At 61.7% G+C, this 17,831-nt stretch carries 17 protein-coding genes; 9 read left to right on the forward strand and 8 right to left on the reverse strand.

Going from position 1 to position 17,831, the window contains the following annotated elements; genetic code table 11:
* Positions 1 to 7 precede the first annotated feature (7 nt).
* Complete coding sequence (gene fliD / locus ACP7DE_RS02170; protein WP_426070535.1) at positions 8 to 1,393, reverse strand: flagellar filament capping protein FliD; 1,386 nt, start codon at positions 1,391 to 1,393, stop codon at positions 8 to 10.
* On the opposite strand from fliD, the gene ACP7DE_RS02175 reads away from it, so the two are divergent.
* Positions 1,392 to 1,589: a hypothetical protein gene (locus ACP7DE_RS02175; RefSeq protein WP_426070536.1), complete on the forward strand. Its 198-nt coding sequence runs from the start codon at positions 1,392 to 1,394 to the stop codon at positions 1,587 to 1,589. The genes fliD and ACP7DE_RS02175 overlap by 2 nt on opposite strands.
* Before the next feature lie 24 nt (positions 1,590 to 1,613).
* Here the strand turns inward: ACP7DE_RS02175 and ACP7DE_RS02180 are convergent, their stop codons facing one another.
* From ACP7DE_RS02180 to alr, 3 genes are all read right to left on the reverse strand, one after another.
* Positions 1,614 to 1,934, reverse strand: a complete 321-nt coding sequence (locus ACP7DE_RS02180) for a PilZ domain-containing protein (RefSeq protein ID WP_426070537.1) — start codon at positions 1,932 to 1,934, stop codon at positions 1,614 to 1,616.
* Between the two features lie 131 nt (positions 1,935 to 2,065).
* Positions 2,066 to 3,442, reverse strand: a complete 1,377-nt coding sequence (gene radA / locus ACP7DE_RS02185) for a DNA repair protein RadA (protein WP_101482026.1) — start codon at positions 3,440 to 3,442, stop codon at positions 2,066 to 2,068.
* A gap of 80 nt (positions 3,443 to 3,522) precedes the next feature.
* Positions 3,523 to 4,620 (reverse strand): alanine racemase, encoded by a 1,098-nt coding sequence (alr, locus tag ACP7DE_RS02190; protein ID WP_426070538.1) that lies wholly within the window; start codon positions 4,618 to 4,620, stop codon positions 3,523 to 3,525.
* A gap of 266 nt (positions 4,621 to 4,886) precedes the next feature.
* Here alr and lplT point away from each other — a divergent pair, with 266 nt between their 5' ends.
* On the forward strand, positions 4,887 to 6,149 hold the full coding sequence (lplT, locus tag ACP7DE_RS02195) for a lysophospholipid transporter LplT (protein ID WP_426070539.1): 1,263 nt from the start codon (positions 4,887 to 4,889) through the stop codon (positions 6,147 to 6,149).
* A gap of 13 nt (positions 6,150 to 6,162) precedes the next feature.
* Here the strand turns inward: lplT and ACP7DE_RS02200 are convergent, their stop codons facing one another.
* Genes ACP7DE_RS02200 through tsaB form a run of 4 tightly spaced genes read right to left on the reverse strand, consistent with a single transcriptional unit; the run spans position 6,163 to position 9,191 of the window.
* Positions 6,163 to 7,098: a DUF1853 family protein gene (locus ACP7DE_RS02200; RefSeq protein ID WP_426070540.1), complete on the reverse strand. Its 936-nt coding sequence runs from the start codon at positions 7,096 to 7,098 to the stop codon at positions 6,163 to 6,165.
* Positions 7,091 to 7,963 carry a uracil-DNA glycosylase gene (locus ACP7DE_RS02205; protein WP_426070541.1) on the reverse strand — a complete coding sequence of 291 codons (873 nt, stop codon included), beginning with the start codon at positions 7,961 to 7,963 and terminating at the stop codon, positions 7,091 to 7,093. The genes ACP7DE_RS02200 and ACP7DE_RS02205 overlap by 8 nt, the downstream gene beginning before the upstream one ends.
* Positions 7,960 to 8,466: a ribosomal protein S18-alanine N-acetyltransferase gene (rimI, locus tag ACP7DE_RS02210; RefSeq protein WP_426070542.1), complete on the reverse strand. Its 507-nt coding sequence runs from the start codon at positions 8,464 to 8,466 to the stop codon at positions 7,960 to 7,962. The genes ACP7DE_RS02205 and rimI overlap by 4 nt, the downstream gene beginning before the upstream one ends.
* Positions 8,466 to 9,191, reverse strand: coding sequence for a tRNA (adenosine(37)-N6)-threonylcarbamoyltransferase complex dimerization subunit type 1 TsaB (gene tsaB, locus ACP7DE_RS02215; protein ID WP_426070543.1), 726 nt, complete (start codon positions 9,189 to 9,191; stop codon positions 8,466 to 8,468). Before tsaB ends, rimI begins: the two co-directional genes overlap by 1 nt.
* 233 nt (positions 9,192 to 9,424) lie before the next feature.
* Here tsaB and dapC point away from each other — a divergent pair, with 233 nt between their 5' ends.
* The 7 genes from dapC to ACP7DE_RS02250 all read left to right on the forward strand — a co-directional run bounded on the left by dapC (position 9,425) and on the right by ACP7DE_RS02250 (position 17,823).
* Positions 9,425 to 10,654 carry a succinyldiaminopimelate transaminase gene (gene dapC / locus ACP7DE_RS02220; protein ID WP_426070544.1) on the forward strand — a complete coding sequence of 410 codons (1,230 nt, stop codon included), beginning with the start codon at positions 9,425 to 9,427 and terminating at the stop codon, positions 10,652 to 10,654.
* Between the two features lie 24 nt (positions 10,655 to 10,678).
* Complete coding sequence (gene dapD / locus ACP7DE_RS02225; protein ID WP_426070545.1) at positions 10,679 to 11,506, forward strand: 2,3,4,5-tetrahydropyridine-2,6-dicarboxylate N-succinyltransferase; 828 nt, start codon at positions 10,679 to 10,681, stop codon at positions 11,504 to 11,506.
* 121 nt (positions 11,507 to 11,627) lie between these two features.
* Entirely contained in the window at positions 11,628 to 13,175 is a 1,548-nt protein-coding gene (locus ACP7DE_RS02230) for an FAD-dependent oxidoreductase (protein WP_426070546.1), read from the forward strand.
* Positions 13,176 to 13,307: 132 nt separating this feature from the next.
* Complete coding sequence (locus tag ACP7DE_RS02235; RefSeq protein WP_426070547.1) at positions 13,308 to 13,664, forward strand: ArsC family reductase; 357 nt, start codon at positions 13,308 to 13,310, stop codon at positions 13,662 to 13,664.
* Positions 13,665 to 13,698: 34 nt separating this feature from the next.
* Positions 13,699 to 14,835, forward strand: a complete 1,137-nt coding sequence (gene dapE / locus ACP7DE_RS02240) for a succinyl-diaminopimelate desuccinylase (RefSeq protein WP_426070548.1) — start codon at positions 13,699 to 13,701, stop codon at positions 14,833 to 14,835.
* 56 nt (positions 14,836 to 14,891) lie between these two features.
* Positions 14,892 to 15,782 (forward strand): 50S ribosomal protein L3 N(5)-glutamine methyltransferase, encoded by an 891-nt coding sequence (prmB, locus tag ACP7DE_RS02245; protein WP_426070549.1) that lies wholly within the window; start codon positions 14,892 to 14,894, stop codon positions 15,780 to 15,782.
* A gap of 49 nt (positions 15,783 to 15,831) precedes the next feature.
* Positions 15,832 to 17,823 (forward strand): ATP-binding cassette domain-containing protein, encoded by a 1,992-nt coding sequence (locus ACP7DE_RS02250; RefSeq protein WP_426070550.1) that lies wholly within the window; start codon positions 15,832 to 15,834, stop codon positions 17,821 to 17,823.
* The last annotated feature ends 8 nt before the right edge of the window (positions 17,824 to 17,831 follow it).

The following is a 17,831-nucleotide window of genomic DNA, read 5'->3' on the forward strand; positions in this document are numbered from 1 at the left end:
CCGCGCTTCAGGCCATGAAGTCGAAGAGCGAATTCTTGCCCGTATAACCCGGCAAGGCCGAGTTCGACCCCATCTGTTCCTGGGCGGAATAAGCTTTCACCAGCGCCTGCGCCTGCGCCGTCAGTGCCTTGGCCAGCACGGCTTTCTTGTTGGTCAGCGTAGTGATGTCCTTGCCCACCGATTGCACCTCCTTGCGGATGATGCTCGTTTCGCCCGTCAGTTCACCGATCTTGCTGGAGAACTGATCCGCCACGCCCTTGCCGTTATTCGTAAACAGCTTGCTGACGGCGTCCGGATCGGCCGCGATGGCCGCCTTGAGCTTTTTATCGTCAAGCACCAGCTCGCCGCTCTTGCCCAGGGTGACGCCGGCGCTGCCCAGTATGGAAGCGGGCACGCCCGTGCTGGCCGTGCGCAGCACTTGTTCCATCTGCGAGCGCACCTGGCCCAGGGCTGTGTCGGACTTCAAATCGCCCTGCTGCAGGCTTTGCAGCTTGCTGTTGAGCTCATTGTAGGCCGTGACGAAGCTGGCCACGTTGCTGGCGATCTGGCTGCTGTCCTTGGCGATGACGAGGTCGGTCGTGCCTTTTTTCTTCAATTCGATGGTGGCGCCCTCGACGGCCGTCGTCAAGGTATTCGTGGTGCTCTTGATGTCCTTGCCGTCGACGGTGAGCAGCGCATCCTGTGCGGCGGCCGTTTGCTGCAGGCCCTTGCCGGAACCGGGCGCATAGCTCAGCAGGTTGCCGACGGCCGCGTCGCCGGACACGCTGATGCGCATGCTGCTGTCGGCGCCGCTCTTGCCGTTCAGGGCCAGCGAATAGCCATCAGGCCCCTTGACCACGCTGGCGTCGATGCCCTGCTGCTTCAGCGCGGCGGCAATGCCATCGAGGCTATTGTTGCTGCTGTCGATGGTCAGCGAAATGATCTTGCCGCTGCCGGGCGTAAATTGCTTGCCGTCAGTCGCGCCCACTTCGATCTTGACCAGCGCCGGCGCCCCCGTGCCAATCGCCGTGCTCGAGGATTTCTGCGCTGCGCTGAGCAAGGTCTGCCCTTGCGCCAGCTGCTTGACGTTCAGTTCATGGCTGCCGCTGACAGCCTTGTCGGTGGTGGTGGCGCTCAGGACATCTCTGGTGCTGGACGTGGCCGCTGTAGCCAGGCCACTGCCGGCCATGTTCTTGGCCACGGTCTGGAATTTCGCCAGCGCCGATTGCAACTGGCCCAGGCCCGAGAATTTGGCCTGGTCGCGCGCCAGGTTGGCATTGAGCTTGACGACACCCGTGTTCTGCGACTGCATCTGGCGCTCCACCTTCGCATACACATCGGCCGAGATATTGCCCTGCGTGGTTTGCTGCGTGTTGTTGGTGTAAGCCCTGCTATTGATGGTCGAATTAAACATGGTCGGCATTCCCGTCGGGTGTAAGGTCATGGCACACGGTTCAGGTCATGACCGCGCTGCGCTGGAAATGGACGGCAGGCGCGCATGGCGCGGCAAGGTCCCTCTTCTGGTTGATAATTATGCAGTATTACCGGAATATCAAAACAGCGAACAGAACAAGTTTTTCCTGACTGCAAACCCATATGCACCATTCTAGCGCATGCTCCTCGCCGGGCGTGCCTCAGCGCATGAATTTCGAGATGGCACTGCTGACAGCCATGTCCAGCTGCAGGAAAGTGAGTCCCACCTTGAAACCTGCACTGCTGAAAATGCAGTGCGAGACGGATACGCGCGCCTCGATGATGTGCGCCGCGCCATCGTAAAACAACTCGAACAGCACCTTGCCCTGCTTGCCTGTCGGCACCGGCTGGGCGATGACGGCCGCCATGCCGCCCGGCCCCACATCGAGGGTACGCGCAGCCACGGGACCCGCGCCATCCATTACCAACATTGCCTTGGCACGCAAAATCTTGCGTGCGCCCTGCCTTTGCTCAACTGACACTGTATTCCGCTTCTCTATCTATGCATTGTCGATGCGGATTCACGCGGTGAATCCATCGGACAAATATTATAGTTCCAAACGGAAATTTTGTTTGACTTGTCTCAAGCTTGGCATTTAAGCCATACCAACTTTTACTCCAAGTCGCGCAACTTGTTAAACGCCTCGTCGATGCGCTCAACACCGATGACCTTGAGGCCTTCGATCGCTTGCTTGGGCAGGTTGGACTTGGGCACCACGGCCAGGGTAAAGCCCAGTTTGGCCGCTTCGCGCAAGCGCTCCTGGCCCCTTGGCGCGGGACGGATCTCGCCAGCCAGCCCCACTTCGCCAAACACCACGAGTCCCCGAGGCAAGGGTTTGTTGCGCATCGATGAGTTAATCGCCAGCAACACGGCCAGATCGGCCGCCGGCTCCGTGATCTTCACGCCGCCGACGGCATTGATGAACACGTCCTGGTCGAACGCGGCGATGCCAGCGTGGCGGTGCGCCACGGCCAGCAGCATGGCCAGACGGTTCTGTTCCAGGCCGACGGACAGCCGGCGCGCATTCGGCAAGTGGCTGGTATCGACCAAAGCCTGGATTTCCACCAGCAGCGGACGCGTGCCTTCCTGCGTCACCATCACGCATGAGCCGGGCACTTGATTGTCGTGCTGCGACAGGAATAATGCGGACGGATTCGACACACCCTTCAAGCCCTTTTCCGTCATGGCAAACACGCCCAGTTCATTGACGGCGCCGAAACGGTTCTTGATGGCGCGCACCAGGCGGAAGCTGGAATGGGCATCGCCCTCGAAATACAGCACCGTGTCGACGATGTGTTCGAGCACGCGGGGGCCGGCCAGCGCGCCCTCTTTGGTCACGTGGCCCACCAAAATAATGGTCACGCCCGTCTGCTTGGCCGCCCGCGTCAGCTGCGCCGCGCATTCGCGCACTTGCGCTACGGAACCGGGCGCCGAGCTGAGCGCGTCCGAATACACAGTCTGGATGGAGTCGATGACCACCACTTCCGGTTTCAGGTCGTTCAAGGTAGACAGGATCTTTTCCAGCTGGATCTCCGCCTGCAATTTCAGTTCCTTGGCATCGATCACCAGGCGCTTGGCGCGCAGGGCGATTTGCGCGCCCGATTCCTCGCCACTCACATACAGCACGCGCTTGTGGTGCGACATATTGGCCAGCGCCTGCAGCAGCAGGGTCGACTTGCCGATGCCGGGATCGCCGCCGATCAGCACCACGCCGCCGGCCACCATGCCGCCGCCCAGCACGCGGTCGAATTCCTCGATGCCCGTGCCGAAGCGGGGCACGTCGATGGCGTCGATATCGTCGAGCGACAGCACGGGCGCCGTCTGTGCCAGCGACATGTGCTGCGGGTTCGAATAGCGGTTGTTGCCGCCCGTCTCGGGCAGGGTTTCCACCATGGTGTTCCACTGGTTGCACGAGGTGCATTGCCCCATCCATTTATTACTGATGGCGCCGCAATCGCTGCAGGTGTAGATGGTCTTGACTTTTGCCATGGTGTACTGTGCCCGGGTAAGGTGAAACTGCTGTTTATATGTACAGTGAATTCACAGTATATACAAACGGCGGGCCGCCGTCACTGTGGCGCGTCGACCACGGGCACGCGCGGCGCCAGTGCGCACATCAGCTCGTAACCGATGGTGCCCGCGGCCAGGGCCACCTCGTCGATCGGCATGCCCTGGCCCCACAAGGTCACGCTGCTGCCGACCCGTGCGCCCGGCACGTGCGTCAAGTCCACCATCAGCATGTCCATCGAGACCCTGCCGATGAGGCCCGTGCGCACGCCGTCGACCAGCACGGGCGTGCCTTCGGGCGCTTGGCGCGGATAGCCATCCGCATAGCCGCAAGCCACCACGCCTACCTTGATATTGCCGGCCGCTGCGTAGCGGCTGCCATAGCCCACGACTTCACCGGCGGCGATATCCTGGATACCGATGATGCTGCTGCGCAAGGTCATGCTGGGCAGCAAGCCGAACGCTTGCGCGGAGGTGCCGCCGGGAGCGCCGCTGGGCGTGCCGCCGTACAGCATGATGCCGGGGCGTACCCAGTCGCTGTCGAGCTGGTGCAGCAGCAGGCCGGCCGAATTGCACAGGCTGCGCGGCAAGCGCGTGCCGATGCTGGCCGCGCCGGCTTCGAAGCGCAGCATCTGCTGGGGCAAAGGCAAGCGCGTGGGCCCCGCCTCGTCCGCATTCGCGAAATGCGTCATCAGGGTGATGATGCCGATGTGCGGCATGGCGCGCAAGCGCGCATACGCGGCGGCCACGGCTCGCGGCGTAAAGCCCAGGCGATTCATGCCCGTATTCATTTTCAAGTGTACGTCGATGGCGTGCGGCAGGCGCGCCGCTGCCAGCATGGCAATCTGTTCTTCGCAATGCACGCTGCCATTCAAGCCATATTGCGCCATGACAAGTAAATCGCTGGCGTCAAAAAAACCTTCCAGCAGCAAGATGGGCTTGGTCCAGCCCAATTCGCGCAAGCGCACGGCGTAGTCGACCTCGACCAAAGCCAGGCCGTCGGCCTCGGCAAAGCCCCGCATGGCCCGTTCCAGGCCATGGCCATAGGCATTTGCCTTGACGACGGCCCATACCTTCGCGCCGCGGGCGCCGGCATGCGCGCGCGCCAGATTCTGTTGCATGGCATCGAGATGGATGGTGGCGATGAGGGGCCTGGGCATATGCGTTGTTCACGGCGGGTGGGAATGCCGTATTTTACCGGATGGGCACGATGCGGGGCGGCAAGCCTGCAAAGCGGACGGGTGCGGTCGTCGCGCTAGTCGCCCACGACAGCATGTATAAAATGCTCACATGTGATGTATTTTTCTACGGCAGAATATTTAAAGTTCACTTAGACAATACTATGCAAAGCAGCCCCTTCCAAACTTGGGGTTTGCCGTTTTTTCGTGGTATAAAGCAAGCCAGATATGATTTCAGGCATTCCAGAATGAATCGTGGTTTTTATACCATCATGGCAGCGCAGTTCTTTTCCTCGCTGGCAGATAACGCCCTCTTTTTTGTCGCCGTCGATCTATTGGTGTCCATGAAATCCCCGGCGTGGATCACGCCGCTGCTCAAATTGTCGTTCGTGCTGTTTTACGTACTGTTGGCCGCTTTTGTCGGCGCCTTCGCGGACGCATTGCCGAAAGGCAAGGTCATGTTTATCGCCAACATGGTCAAGATCTTCGGCTGCGCCCTCGTCTTCTTCCATGTACACCCCTTGCTGGCCTACGCCGTCGTGGGTTTTGGCGCGGCCGTGTATTCACCCGCCAAGTACGGCATCTTGACGGAACTGCTGCCGCCGGAAAAACTCGTGGCGGCAAATGGATGGATCGAAGGCTTGACCGTCACCTCCATCATCCTGGGCACCGTCATGGGCGGCGCACTCGTCAGTGGCCACGTGTCCGACATGCTGCTATCCATCGACATCCCCCTGATCGACACGGGCATCGCCAACAAAACGGAAGCGGCCTTGTGCGTGGTAGTCGGCATTTATGTGCTGGCAACCTTGGCCAACCTGAAGATTCCCGACACGGGCTGCGTGTATCCGCACCAGGAACGCAATCCTATCAAACTGATTTCCGATTTTGCCAATTGCTATTCCATCCTGTGGAAAGACAAGCTGGGCCAGATCACCCTGGCCGTAACGACCTTGTTCTGGGGAGCTGGCGCCACCTTGCAACTGATCGTGCTGGAATGGGCCAAGCAGTCGTTGAACATGCCGTTTGACAAGGCGACCAGCCTGGTGGGCGTGGTTGCCATCGGCGTGGCCGCCGGCGCCGTGCTGTCGGCACGCTTCATTCCGCTGCGCAAGTCGCTGACCGTCATTCCGCTGGGCATCGCCATGGGCGTGATCGTCATGATGATGACACAAGTGCACTCCGTGTGGATCGCCTACCCGCTGCTGATACTGATCGGCGCCCTGTCCGGCTTTTTCGTCGTGCCCATGAATGCCCTGCTGCAACATCGCGGCCACGTCCTGATGAGCGCGGGCCATTCCATCGCCGTGCAGAACTTCAATGAAAACCTGTCGATTCTCACCATGCTGGCCGTGTATTCCATCATGATCCGTTTGCACCTGCCGCTCAATATCATCATCACCCTGTTCGGTCTGTTCGTCGCCGGCACCATGTACATGATCATGCGCAGGCACAAGCTGAACCAGGCCGAACACGACAATCTGTCCTTGATCGGCGAGCAAAAGCATTAACGGTGGTGCCGGATTACGCAGGTAGCGTGCCGGCCAGCCGCCGCGCGGCGGCCTGCTCCGTCCAGTCATGGGGCACGACAAAACCGCGCGTGCGTTCCACTTCCCAGCCGTCGATATGGTCCACCGCAGCCACCATTACCGGTTGCGCCAGATCAAACAACTGCGCGCGCAAGGCATCGAGGTCCAGCACTTCCACGTCGCGCCCCTTGAACGGCGCCAGCCATTGCAAGCGCGGCAGCACGACATAGCGCTGCTGCGGCAATTGCGTTGGCGTGCACCAGAAGCCGTGTCCATGTTCTTGGGAAATACCGTCCATGGCGGGCAGCGCGCCTGCCGCATAAAACAGCCAGCCCTTGACCAGCGCCTGCGCCGCGCGCACGGGGTGCACCAGCAGGCTTTGCGCGGCCGGATGGCGAGACAAAGCCAGTTGCTTGTCGAGAATCTTGCGCATCTTCAATCCCAAGGTGTCGGCCAGATTCGGGCCGATCAAGTGGTTGAGCACGCCGGGATCGGGCACCCCTTCGAGCAGATAAAACTTGGTGGCAAACTCCCAGTGCAGCAAATATTCCCCCTCCGACCCATCACGCAACAGGAAATCGAACTCGCCCACCGTGTCGTTGCGGTTGACTTGCACTTGCAAGCCATGCGCAGCCAGCATGCCGTGCTGCTCAAAATAAAAGGCCAGCAGCTTTTCAGCGTACAGGCCCAGGCGGGAATAAAATTTCAGCCCCAACGCCGCATCGAGCGGCGATGGATCCTCTTGCAGCGCCTCCAACCACCCCGCCACGGCAGGCGTGACGGGCGTGAGGCTGGCGATGCGCCCGCCCCAGTGGGCGCTGGCCGGGTCGAGCAAATCGGGCGAATCGAGCAGCCAGGCCAGCGCGCGCACGCGGGGGTGCGTCAAATGTCCCCAGCGGCGCTCGAAGCTGGCCTGGAAAGTTTCAATCACCGTGCGCGCTTTTCGCCAGGCACAGGTCGGCCCAGGCGCGCGCCTTGGCCTTGCCCGTCTCGTCCTGCAGCAGTTGCTCCGGGTGGAAAGTGGCGACAAGCGAGGCATTGCCCAGCTTACGCACTGTGCCGCGCACGGGTTTTTCGCCGGGATTGATGCCGGCGGCGGCCATCGAACCCAGGGTGACGATGGTGCGCGGCTGCAGCAGGGCCAGTTCGCGCTCGAAGTACGGGCGGCAGGCGGCTGACTCTAATTCGGTGGACAAGCGTTCCTGGCCCGCCTCGTCGAGCGGACGGCATTTCAGCAAATGCGTGATGTACACGTCGCTGCTCGCGTCGAGGTCGATGGCTTTGAGCATATTGTCGATCAATTTTCCCTGCTCGCCCGGCAAGGCGCGCCCTTCGCGCTCTTCCAGGCGCGATGGGCTGCTGGCCAGCATCAGCCAAGCGCCCTGGCGGTCGCCACGGCCCATGACGATACCCTTGCGCGTCTTGCACAAGTCGCAGCGCGCACACTTGGCCACGGCGGCCGTCAAGCCATCCCAATCGAGGGTGGCGATATCGGCATCGCTCAGTTGCTTGGCCGGTGGCGCTGGGGGCGCGTCGTCAAACCAGGCCGTGTCGTCAGGCGCGGCAGCGGCAGGCGTAGCGGCAACGGCTACGGGCGCCTCGGCAACCACCGCAGCGACCATGTGGACCACTGCTTCAGCGGCTTCGGCCACGGGTTCCGCCGCAGGCTCCGCCACGGCGACGTTCACCTCCACGACAGCCTCGACGACGTCAACGGCCTCGGGCGCAGCCCCCTGGCGCAAACGCCACAGGGGACCGACGCCCATTTCATCGAGGAAAACGGCGCTGCGGCTCATAGGGTATAACGCATCACGATGGCGTCCTCACGTTGCGAGTTGCTGGCCGGATAGTATCCCTTGCGCCGGCCGATCTGTTCAAATCCATAGCGCTGGTAAATATCGAGCGCGCGCACATTCGACGGGCGCACTTCCAGCAGCATCGATTCCATGCCCAGCTGGCGCGCGCAGGCGCAGGACTGGTTCAGCAGGAAACGGCCCAGGCCCTGGCCCTGGATGGCGCCCTCGACGGCCACATTGAGCAAGTGCGCTTCATCGACGACCAGCATCAGCAGAAAATAGCCGAGCAGGGTGCCGTCCACATCGCGCAGCACCCAGGCCGGGTAGCCGCTCTTGAGCGAATCGACAAAGTTGCCATGCGTCCAGGGATGCGGATACACGCGCTGCTCCAGCGCCAGCACTTCGGCCAAGTCCAACTCCCGCATCGGCTGATAATCAAGGCGCAACAAGTCCCAGTCTGCCACGCTGTCCTTGCACTTATCCGTACCTTTGCCGGCATGCATCACTGTGCCGACTCCGCAGCGGCCTTGGCCAGTTGCATCTCGTGCCGTTCCGCGCTCGTGTAAGCGATCTTGTTGCGCAAATACAAAGGCTGCGCCTCGGCCGCCGTCACGAAATGGCCGGCCGCAAAGGCGATGCGCGCCAGTTGTCCCACCTGCACGGCGTGCGGCATGATGGCGACGTCGGCCGTGGCGGCGCACGGCAGTGCGGCCAACGCCTCGGCATACGCGCCAAAGCCGTTGCCACAGCCGACGACGTCGCCTTGCGGCGCCACGCCGGCCGGCGCGCTCAAGGCCGGTGGCAGGACAGCCTGCAAGCCATTTTGATAGTCATATTGCGCCCAGTACACTTCGCCCATGCGGGCGTCGAGCACGGTCACGATGCGCTGCGCGCCATGCTGCTGGTGGCACGCCAGCGCCATCGCATCGAGGGTCACGACGGGCACGACGGGCAAATTGGCACCGTAGGCCAAGCCTTGCGCGATGCCGCAAGCCGTGCGCACGCCAGTAAACGAGCCGGGGCCGGAGCCGTAGGCGATAGCATCCACGTCAGCCAAGGTCACGCCCGCTTCGGCCAGCAATTCCTGCACCATCGGCAAGATAGACTGGGAATGGGTACGCACGCCGGACGACGAACGGGACAGGACGACATCGCCGCGCAACAAGGCGCAGGAGGCGAGTTCGGACGAGGTTTCAATAGCAAGCAGGGTGGGAAGTAAGATAGACATGACGTATTTTACCTTGCCGCGCCATGGCGCGGCACTCCCCGCTGCGGCATGCCTGGACCAGCCGGGCAGCGATCAAGCCGATGCGGCTTGCACAGCGGGCCCGCGAGGACGGCTATAATGAAAGACGCAGCTTATTATTTGACCGGCATCAAGTCTGCCGCGCCAAGCAATTATTCAGTAAATCAGTAAATAATTAGCCACATCGTCTTTCCACTCTTGCCCTGGTCCGTTCCGTGAATCCACTTCTTGCTAAACTGCAACCATATCCATTTGAAAAGCTGCGCCAGCTGTTTGCCGGCGAGACGGTCAATCCCGAGTATGCGCCCATCAGCCTGGGCATGGGCGAACCCAAGCATCCGACGCCAGCGTTCATCGAGCGGGCATTGGTCGACAATATCCACGGCCTGGCCAGCTATCCGACCACCATCGGTTCGGAAGCCTTGCGCAGCGCCATCGCCGGCTGGCTGGAGCGCCGCTACGCCATCCCCAAGCTCAATCCTGCCACGCAAATCCTGCCCGTGAACGGTTCGCGCGAAGCGCTGTTTGCGCTGGCGCAAACGGTGATCGATCCATCGGCCGGTTCGCTGGTGATCAGCCCGAACCCGTTTTACCAGATCTATGAAGGCGCGGCCTACCTGGCCGGCGCCGAACCGTATTTCGTCAATTCCGACCCGGCGCGCAATTTCGGCTGCGACTACGACAGCGTGCCCGCCTCCGTGTGGGAAAAGGTCAAGCTGCTGTTCCTGTGTTCGCCAGGCAACCCGACGGGCGCCGTGCTGACCTTGACCGACTGGGAACACCTGTTCGCGCTGTCCGAGCGCTACGATTTCGTCATCGCCGCCGACGAGTGTTATTCCGAGATTTACCACGGCGACACGCCCCCGCTGGGCGCGCTGCAAGCGGCGCACATGCTGGGTCTGTCCACCATCGAACGCCCGTATGCGCGTCTGGTGGTGTTTTCCAGCCTGTCGAAGCGCTCGAATGTGCCGGGCATGCGCTCGGGCTTCGTCGCCGGCGACGCGGAAGTACTGAAAAAATTCCTGCTCTACCGAACCTACCACGGCGGCGCCATGAGCCCTGCCGTGCAGGCGGCCTCCGTCGCGGCCTGGAACGACGAAACCCATGTCGAGGAAAATCGCGCCAAGTACCGCGCCAAGTTCGACGCCATCACGCCGCTGCTGCAATCGGTGATGGACGTGCAATTGCCGGACGCTGGCTTCTACCTGTGGGCCGACGTCAGCCGCACGGGCCTGTCCGACACGCAATTCGCGCAACGCCTGTACGCCGAATATAATGTGACGGTATTGCCTGGCAGTTACCTGGCGCGCGACGCACACGGCATCAATCCGGGCCGCAACCGCATCCGCATGGCGCTGGTGGCCGAAACGGCCGAAGGGCTGGAAGCGGCGTTGCGCATAGTAAAATTCTGCCAGCAGCTTTCCGCATCCGCAACTCCGCATTAACCCCTACATAAACAAGACATCATCATGAGCCAACAACTGCAAAACATCATCGACCTGGCCTGGGAAAACCGCGCCGAGATCAATCCAGGCAACGGCACTGCCGAACTGCGCGACGCCGTGTCCCACGTCATCAATGGCCTGGACAACGGCAGCATCCGCGTGGCGGAAAAGACCACGGGCGACTGGGTTGTCAACCAGTGGGTCAAGAAAGCCGTGCTGCTGTCGTTCCGCCTGGAAAACAACGTCGTCATGCCGTCGGATGGCACGATGCAGTTCTACGACAAGGTGCCGACCAAGTTCGCCGACTACACGCCGGAAGACTTCGCCAAGGGCGGTTTCCGCGTAGTGCCGCCAGCCGTTGCCCGCCGCGGCAGCTTTATCGCCAAGAACGTCGTGCTGATGCCGTCCTACGTCAACATCGGCGCCTATGTCGATGAAGGCGCCATGGTCGACACCTGGGCCACCGTCGGTTCCTGCGCCCAGATCGGCAAGAACGTCCACCTGTCCGGCGGCGTCGGCATCGGCGGCGTGCTGGAACCAATGCAAGCGAACCCGACCATCATCGAAGACAATTGCTTCATCGGCGCCCGTTCGGAAATCGTCGAAGGCGTGATCGTCGAAGAAAACTCGGTCATCTCGATGGGCGTGTACATCGGCCAGTCGACCAAAATCTACGACCGCGCCACGGGCGAAGTGACGTATGGCCGCGTGCCAGCCGGTTCCGTCGTGGTCTCGGGCAACCTGCCATCGGAAGACGGCAAGTACTCGCTGTACTGCGCCGTCATCGTCAAGCGCGTGGATGCAAAAACCCGCGCAAAAACGGGCATTAACGAACTCTTGCGCGGCATTTGATCACTGCACCGTGAAGCATCAGTAAGACCTGAATGTCCCGCCCCGGCGGGACATTTTCATTTCCGGCCAGCAACTTCAATCGTCCCGCTGCCCTCTCCCATCCTGTCCTATACTGGATGGCATGCATACTCCTCCCGTATTGATCGTCGGCGCCGGTCCTACCGGCCTCATGCTTGCCTTGCGCCTGGCGCGCCATGGCGTCGATTGCCGCATCATCGATAGGAACAGCGGCCCCGGGCAGGCGTCGCGGGCCATGGCCGTGCATGCGCGCACCTTGGAGTTTTACCAGCAGCTGGGCTTTGCCGACGAACTGGTGCACCTGGGCATCAAGATCAATGCCGTGCACATCCACGAAGGGGGCGAGGAGCTGGTGAAACTGGTGCTGGGCGAGATCGGCGAAGGTCTGAGCCCCTACCCTTTCGTGCTGAGCCTGCCGCAGGACGAGCATGAACGCTTTCTTATCAGCAAGCTGGCAGCAGCCGGCGTGCACGTGGAATGGAATGTCGCGCTGGATCTGTGGACGCAGGACGATAGCGAAGTACAAGCCATCTTATTCAAAGAGGGCGAACGCCAATATTGCACGTTTGACTATATCTGCGGCTGCGACGGCGCCCGCAGCAAGGTCCGCGACATCGCCGGTTTCGAGTTCTCCGGCGGCACCTACGACCACCTGTACTACGTGGCCGATGCGCAAGTGGCCGGCAACAATATGGATTTGCACGCCCACCTGGGCGCGAATTCGTTTGCGCTGATGCTGCCCGTGCGCACCAGCGGCATGCAGCGCCTGATCGGCATCCTGCCCGACCGCCCCGACGGCGTGCCTGCGCCTGTGTTCGACGATGTGCGCGAACAGGTGCAAGCCTTGCTGGGCATTCAAGTTGACCACGTGAACTGGTTTTCCACGTATAAAGTGCATCACCGGGTGGCGGCGCAGTTTCGCGAACGGCGCTGCTTCATCCTCGGCGATGCGGCCCACCTGCACAGCCCCGTGGGCGGCCAAGGCATGAACACGGGTCTGGGCGACGCCGTCAACCTGGCCTGGAAACTGGCGCAGAAGCTGCACGGCCAGAGCAACGACGCCCTGCTCGACACCTATGAAAGCGAGCGCATCGTGTTTGCCCGCAAGCTCGTCGCCACCACCGACCGCGCCTTCCAGTCCATCGTCGCGCAAGGAATCGCCGGGCAATTCCTCCGGCGCTGGCTGGTGCCGCATGCGCTGCCCTTCCTGTCAGGGTTCGGGCGGGCGCGCCGTTTGCTGTTCCAGACCGTGTCGCAAATCCAGATCAGCTATGAAGACAGCGCCCTCTCCGCCGGTCACGCGCAATACCTGCGCGGCGGCGACCGCCTGCCGTGGTTCTCGGACGGCACGCAAGACAATTTCACGGCCTTGCGCGGCATGGATTGGCAATTGCACATCTATGGCGAACCGGCGCCCGAACTGCTCAACGAGGCGCGCGTGCTGAAGCTGCCCGTGCATTGCTACACTTACAACGTGGCCGCCAAGCTGGCCGGCCTGGGCCGCGACGCGGCCTACCTCGTGCGCCCCGACGGCCATATCGCGCTGGCCCTGCACCTGCAGGAAAGCGGCGCCCTGCGCGCCCTGGCTCTGCGCCTGGGCCTGCATTTTGGTCCGGCAGAGATGGGCAAGGCCGCTCCACGGCCCGTGTAAGGAAATCACGGGGTCGTGTTGCAGCGCCGCATCGGCTGCGCATCAACTGTATAATGGCGGCTAACATCGCATTTTGCTCTGGCGCAAGCGCCGCGATCAAGCGAACCGCATTCATTCCCCTTAGCCCTACCCATGACGACGATTACACTCTACGGTATCCCCAATTGCGATACCGTCAAAAAGGCCCGCACCTGGCTGGCCGCGCAGCAACGCGATTTCACCTTCCACGACTTCAAGAAACAGGGCCTGGAACGCGCCACCGTGGAAGCGTGGCTGCAGCAGCTGCCATGGGATGTACTGGTCAACAAGAAAGGCACGACCTGGCGCGCCCTGTCCGACGAGCGCAAAGCATCGATTACCGATGCGGCCAGCGCCGTGGAACTGATGCTGGAAAATCCCTCCATCATCAAGCGCCCCGTGCTGGACAAGGATGGAAAGTTCAGCGTGGCGTTTTCGGATGCACAGTACGCAGCCATTTTCGGGCTGTAATTTTTACTTAAACAGAAGCACCCCGCTCTACACCATGACCACCGCCAAAACCCTCGCCCTGACCGAAAAACTGATCGCCTTGTCCTCGGTCACGCCCGACGACAAGGGTTGCCAGCAGCACTTGATCGACATCCTGACGCCCCTGGGCTTTGTCTGCGAGACGATACAGTCGAACGACGTCACCAACCTGTGGGCGCGGCGCGGCACCACGTCGCCCGTATTCGTCTTTGCCGGCCATACGGACGTGGTGCCCACCGGTCCCGTCGAGCAATGGCGCTCGCAGCCGTTCATCCCCACCCAGCGCGACGGCAAGCTGTACGGCCGTGGCGCGGCCGACATGAAGACCTCGATCGCCGCCATGGTGGTGGCTTGCGAGGAATTCATCGCCGCTACGCCCGAGCACTCAGGCTCGATCGCCTTCCTGATTACCAGCGACGAGGAAGGCCCGGCCACGGACGGCACCGTCATCGTCTGCGACAAATTGAAGGCGCGGGGCGAGCAGATCGATTATTGCCTGGTGGGCGAGCCGACCTCGAGCGCGCAACTGGGCGACATGATCAAGAACGGGCGCCGCGGTTCGCTGTCGGGCCGATTGACGATCAAGGGCGTGCAAGGCCATATCGCCTACCCGCACCTGGCGACAAACCCGATTCACGAAGCGGCGCAGGCGCTGGCCGACCTGGTCGAGGAAAAATGGGATGCCGGCAACGAGTATTACCTGCCGACGTCGTGGCAAATGTCCAACATCAACGCGGGCACGGGCGCCAACAACGTCATTCCGGGCGACATGGTGATCGATTTCAATTTCCGCTTTTCCACGGCCAGCACGGCGGAAAACCTGCGGGAGCGCGTGCACGCCATCCTCGACAGGCATGACTTGCAATATGATTTGCAGTGGACCCTGAGCGGCCTGCCCTTCCTCACGCCACGCGGCACCCTCTCCGATGCGCTGTCCGCCGCCATCCTGGAAGAAACGGGCCTCACGACGCAGTTGTCGACCACGGGCGGCACCTCGGATGGCCGGTTTATCGCGCAGATCTGTCCCCAAGTGATAGAATTCGGGCCGCCCAATGCCAGTATTCACAAGATCGACGAACACATCGAACTGCGCCACATCGATCCCCTGAAGAATATTTACCGGCGCACGCTGGAGCATTTGCTGCCCGTCTGAACCAGAATACCGAGGCCCGTCACGGCGGGCCAGAACACCGTCTTTTCGAGAATGCCATGACCCCGAACCCGTTTTCCACGCCACGCGACCTGCTGCGCTACGCCGTTACCCGTTTTAATACCGCCAAGCTGTTTTTCGGCCACGGCAGCGCCGAAGCGTTCGACGAAGCGGCCTATCTGATCCTGCACACCTTGAAGTTGCCGCTCGACAAGCTCGAACCTTTCCTCGACGCCAAATTGCTGCCGTCGGAAGTGGCCAGCGTGATGACGGTCATCGACCGCCGCAGCATCGACCGCGTGCCGGCCGCCTACATCACCAAGGAAGGCTGGCTGGGCACGTACAATTTCTATGTGGACGAGCGCGTGATCGTGCCCCGCTCCTTCATCGCCGAGCTGATCCCTGAATACTTTTCGCCATGGGTGGCGGAACCGGAAGCCGTGGAAAACATCCTGGAACTGTGCACCGGTTCGGGCTGCCTGGCTATCATGATGGCCGACGCTTTCCCGAACGCCACAGTGGACGCGGTGGACATATCCGCCGACGCGCTGGCCGTGGCCAAGCGCAACGTCGACACCTATAAATTGCAGGACCGCGTCAACTTGATCGAATCGGACTTGTACACCAAGGTGCCGGTCAAGAAATACGACTTGATCATCAGCAACCCGCCGTACGTGAATTCCGCGTCGATGGGCGCCCTGCCCCAGGAATACCTGGCCGAACCGCAAATCGCCCTCGACGGCGGCAGCGACGGCATGGACCTGGTGCGCAAGATCATCGCCGGCGCGGCCGAACGCCTGACGGACGATGGCATCCTGATGATTGAAATCGGCAACGAACGCGCATACGCGGAAGCGGCTTTCGGCGAACTGGGCCTGACCTGGCTGACGACGAGCGCCGGCGACGACATGGTATTCCTGCTGACGGCCGAGCAGCTGAAGCTGGCATAAGCGCTGGCGTAAGCGGCGCAGCGCCTTAATTTACAACACAAAGAAAAAAATGATACGTTTCCTACAAGTAAGCCTGATGCGCGGCATCAAACCGTTGCTCGAACAAGTCGATGTCACGCTCAACCCGGGCGACAAAATCGGCCTGATCGGCGCCAATGGCGCGGGCAAATCGAGCCTGTTCGCCATGATGCGTGGCGAATTGCACCCTGACCAGGGTGAGATCGATTTCCCGGCCAAGTGGCGCGTGGCTTACGTGGCGCAGGAAACGCCGCCGCTGGACCGTGCCGCGCTCGACTACGCCATCGACGGCGACGCCACCTTGCGCAAACTGGAAGCTGAGCTGGCGCATCTCGAGTCGCAACCGGAAAGCACGGAAAACGGCATCGCCATCGGCAACATGTACAGCGCGCTGGCCGATGCCGACGCCTACACGGTGCAGTCGCGCGGCGAGCAATTGCTGCTGGGCCTGGGCTTCACCCTGGACCAGATGCAGCAACCGGTGGCCAGCTTCTCCGGCGGCTGGCGCATGCGTTTGAACCTGGCGCAAGCGCTGATGTGCCCGTCCGACCTGCTGCTGCTCGATGAGCCGACCAATCACTTGGATCTGGACGCCATCATCTGGCTGGAAGACTGGCTGAAACGCTACGCTGGCACCTTGCTGATCATTTCCCATGACCGCGACTTCCTCGATGAAGTAGTCAACGTCGTCGTGCATATCGACGAGCGCAAGCTGAAGCGCTACTCGGGCAACTACTCGAGCTTCGAGCGCCAACGCGCGGCGCAGATGATCCTGGCTGCCGGCGCGCTGGAAAAGCAACAACGCAAGCGTGCCCATCTGGAATCGTTCGTCAACCGCTTCAAGGCGCAAGCGTCGAAAGCCCGTCAGGCGCAAAGCCGCATGAAGGCACTGGCGAAGATGGAAGAACTGGCGCCCTTGCGCGCCGCCGCCGAATTCTCGTTCGAATTCCGCGAGCCTTTGAGCGCGCCGAATCCACTGATGGTGATGGAAGACGTCGATGCTGGCTACAAGATCGAAAACGAAGCCACGGGCGAAATCACCCACAAGACCATCGTCAACGGCATCAAGTTTTCGCTGCAGATCGGCCAGCGCATCGGCTTGCTGGGCCAGAACGGCGCCGGCAAGTCGACCCTGATCAAGACCATCGCCGGCGAATTGATGCCTTTGAGCGGCGACGCCACCATGGGCAAGGGCCTCAACATCGGCTACTTCGCCCAGCACCAGGTGGAAATGCTGCGCCATGACGAATCGCCGCTGTGGCATCTGGCCAAGATCGCCCCGACCGTGCGCGAGCAGGAACTGCGCAACTTCCTGGGCGGTTTCAACTTCCCCGGCAACATGGTCACCGCCTCGATCGCACCATTCTCGGGCGGCGAAAAAGCCCGTTTGGCACTGGCACTGATTGTCTGGCAGCGTCCGAACTTGCTGCTGCTCGATGAACCGACCAACCATCTGGATCTGGAAACGCGCGAAGCGCTGACGGAAGCGCTGGCCCAGTTCGAAGGCACGCTGGTCGTCGTGTCCCATGATCGCCATTTGCTGCGCGCCACCACCGATGAATTCATCATCGTTGCCGACGGCAAGCTGCAACCGTTCGACGGCGACCTGGACGACTACAAGGATTGGCTGTTCAAGACCAAGCTGGGCAAAGGCACGGATGTGCTGCCGGCGGCCGGCAAGGCCAACAAGACGGACTTCCCCGTGACTTCTTCCGTCCCTTCGCCGGTAGCCCCTGCCGCGCCCGTGCGCGACAAGCGCCAGGAAGCGGAAGACCGCCAGAAGGCAGCCGCCTTGCGCAAGCCGATCGAAAACAAGATCAAGCGCCAGGAAGAGCAGATTGCCAAGCGCAATGCGCAAAAGGCGGAAACGGAAGCCAAGCTGGGCGAACCGACCATTTACGACGCGGCCAACAAGGCCAAGCTGAAGCAATTGCTGGCTGACCAGACCTTCTTCACCAAGGACCTGGCGCAACTGGAAGCGGAATGGCTCGATTTGCAGGATCAGTTAGAGAAACTCGGCTAACGCAAAAC

Origin of the sequence: Janthinobacterium sp. DSP2-3-3 (assembly GCF_049897325.1) — a bacterium.
In the GTDB taxonomy this organism is placed as follows: Bacteria; Pseudomonadota; Gammaproteobacteria; order Burkholderiales; family Burkholderiaceae_D; genus Janthinobacterium.